The organism is Vulcanococcus sp., assembly GCF_044369115.1.
GTDB lineage: Bacteria > Cyanobacteriota > Cyanobacteriia > PCC-6307 > Cyanobiaceae > Vulcanococcus.
Genome location: NZ_JBIPMN010000298.1, coordinates 1 through 2,736, shown reverse-complemented (window position 1 = coordinate 2,736; position 2,736 = coordinate 1). Strand labels below are relative to the sequence as shown.

The window sequence follows — 2,736 nt, the reverse complement described above, 5'->3', positions numbered from 1 at the left end:
CGCAGGGTCAGGTGATTTCATTACCGGCCCTGCAGGCACTGGACCACCCCGCCCGCTGGCAGGCGCTGCAATGGAGCCCTGGCTCCGTGGACCCATCTCTAGAGCCGGTGCGTCTTGAGGCGGGCCACTTGGTGGCCGTGGTGGGGCCATCGGGCAGCGGCAAAACCACCCTGCTGGACCGTGTCTGCGGCTTGCTGGGTGAAGAGTCCAGTTGTTGGCGGATCCAAACGCCTGATGGTGTTCTTGATCTCTCCGGTGCAGCAGGGGCCCGCCAATTGCGGCAACTGCTCGCCTACGCCCCACAGGACGCCGTGCTATTTGAAGCCAGCCTGCGTCACAATTTGCTCTTGACTGGAGAGCACTCCAGCGAAGAGCTCGAGCCCTGGCTGGAGTTAATGGGATTAACCCATCTCGCTCAACGGCCAGGAGGGCTGGATGATCCGCTCCCACTGGCTTTGGATCACTTCTCCGGCGGTGAAATGCACCGGCTGGGTTTGCTGCGTGCCTGGCTGCGTAACTGCCCGATAGAGGTGCTTGATGAGCCCACAGCTTTCCTGGATGCGGCTTCAGCTCAGCAGATACGATCAATCATTGCCGATCGCTGCAAAACCAGGCTGGTGTTGGTGAGCACCCATGATCCAGGGCTGATCAATCAAGCGAACAAGGTGATTGAGCTTCAGGTCAGTGATCGGATTGCTGCGTCAGCTGCGCATCATTACCCCTGATGCGACGGGCCAACTTCTCGATCCGCCCCAGAACAACAGCCATTGCCGATAAGGGTTGCCCTGTCTGCATGTCCACCAGTGATTCCGGCGGAATGGCATGTTGCATCAGCATAGAAGTCAGGTGCACTGGGTGAAGACTCAGATTCATGAGTCGCAGCAGATAGCGGGTTCGGTTGTGCACAGTCCATTCTCCAGTGCCAAGACTGCGCCAGGGGAGCATCTGTGCTTTACGAGCGGAGCTCAGCGCTCTGCACTCCTTGCTGGACGTTTTGCTTGCAAGCAGGGTCAAGAAACGAGGATCCGGGACACAATCAATAGCCACCGCGCAGGTTTTGCGAACGAGTCTGTACTTCCTCTGGGTGCTAAGGGTCTTATGTTCGAGCCTTCTAGATAGCCGGTGCACATCAACAAGATTCCTGATGCACATCCAGCAATCTACCGCGGCATGGCAACAGGCATGAACAAAGGCAGCTTCCAACGCGAGTGTGGACGCCGAAACGCCATTAATCGCCACATGATCTCGGTTTCTGAATAACTCCCTGAACGCAGGTAGTACTCCCCGCGCATGGGACGGGTGCCAGTGCAGGTCGATCCACTGCCGTTGCCCCCTGGAGCGAACCAAGGAGATCTCGATTGAGATGAAACGGCTGTAGCGCCCTTGTAATGAATTGGCTCCAACCAAAGAGGCTCCGTAGGTCAAATTGAAGCCAGCTGATTGCAGCAGGTTCAGGGCCTGTGGTACCTGTCTGGGATCCACCAGCAGATCCAGATCGCCCCGCCCCCTGGCTGTGAGGGAGCCGGTGGTTTGCAGGCTGAGCGGGATGCCCTTGATCACCAGCATCGGGATACCCGCCCGTTCAAATAAGGTTGCCATTTCGCGCGTCAAGCTGGCCAGGGCCAGGGCGGCCATGGTTTCGGCGCGGGCGAGTGCCTTGAGCTTGTCGCCCAACGTTGGCAAAAGGGCTCCCACGAGGGGATCGCCGTGCAACAAGCTTTCGAGGCGATGTCGCTGGATGGCGGCCAACAGGGCGCTGTCGGGGACAGCGAGCAGCTGTGCTGTTAGCTCCGGTGATGCTGTGGTGGTGAGTGGCGAGCCGTGCTCGGCGCATTCCCGCTCCCGCTGCAGCGCCAGACGCACCAGGCCCTTGATGGCATCGAGGCTGTCGGCCTTGATCACAGCAACGCTTGCCGGTGGTTGTGAGGGAAACTAAGGCGTCTTCGCCATGGTTCGATGCCACTGGCCACTGGCCACCACCGAGAGGCTTTCGGCCTGATCTGGCATTCCCCAGTGCTGGATATCCCCGAACTGCCTGAGCGGCTTGTTGAGCCCAGATCGGGAGACGTGGCTGCGGTTGCAATCGCTCCTGAAGACCCCGAATGCTGGCCCGAGTTGCCACCCGGCCTGCACGACACACCATTCCTGCAGATGGGGCGGGGTGATCTGCGGCTCACGGTGGAAGACATCGGCCGCTTCCGCATCACTGGCGGTGACCGCATTGCCTGGCACCGGGCGCACCAGGGGGTCAGTGATCAAGACCTGTGCACCTTCCTGTTGGGTTCAGCAGTGGGGGCGCTGCTCATTCAACGGGGCATGTTGGTGTTGCATGGCAATGCCCTGGAAAAGGATGGCCGTGCTGTGGTGTGCATGGGCCACTCGGGGGCTGGCAAATCCACTCTGGCCTACTCGCTGATGCAGCAGGGCTGGCGATTGCTGGCAGACGACCTGGTTGCCGTGACCCCAGATGGGCGCGTTCTGCCAGGTATTCCACGCATAAAGCTCTGGCACGACGCTGCCAAGGCGTTCGGGCTGGATCTGGTCCAGCTACCGCCGATCCGCCAGGGGATGGATAAGTACCTGCTGATGGGAGATGCAGTACACAGCGCTACCGAGGCGGTTCCCTTGCAGGCGCTCTATCTGATCCACCAACGCCGCCACGACAGCCAAGACTCAGATGCCAGCCGCATCACCCGGATTACCAGTCAGAAGACGGCGGCACTGCGACTGCGCAAC

Annotated in this window: 3 protein-coding genes; 2 read left to right on the top strand and 1 reads right to left on the bottom strand. The window is 60.3% G+C overall.

Annotated elements, in window-relative coordinates; genetic code table 11:
- The coding region (locus ACIQ2E_RS15395; RefSeq protein ID WP_398332411.1) for an ATP-binding cassette domain-containing protein at positions 1-725 on the top strand (725 nt) is incomplete at its 5' end.
- On the opposite strand, the gene ACIQ2E_RS15390 is transcribed toward ACIQ2E_RS15395, so the two are convergent.
- Positions 682-1,902, bottom strand: coding sequence for a nucleotidyltransferase family protein (locus tag ACIQ2E_RS15390; protein WP_398332408.1), 1,221 nt, complete (start codon positions 1,900-1,902; stop codon positions 682-684). The genes ACIQ2E_RS15395 and ACIQ2E_RS15390 overlap by 44 nt on opposite strands.
- A gap of 165 nt (positions 1,903-2,067) precedes the next feature.
- Between ACIQ2E_RS15390 and ACIQ2E_RS15385 the strand changes: the two genes are divergently transcribed.
- On the top strand, positions 2,068-2,736 hold a 669-nt coding region (locus ACIQ2E_RS15385), incomplete at its 3' end, for a hypothetical protein (RefSeq protein WP_398332406.1).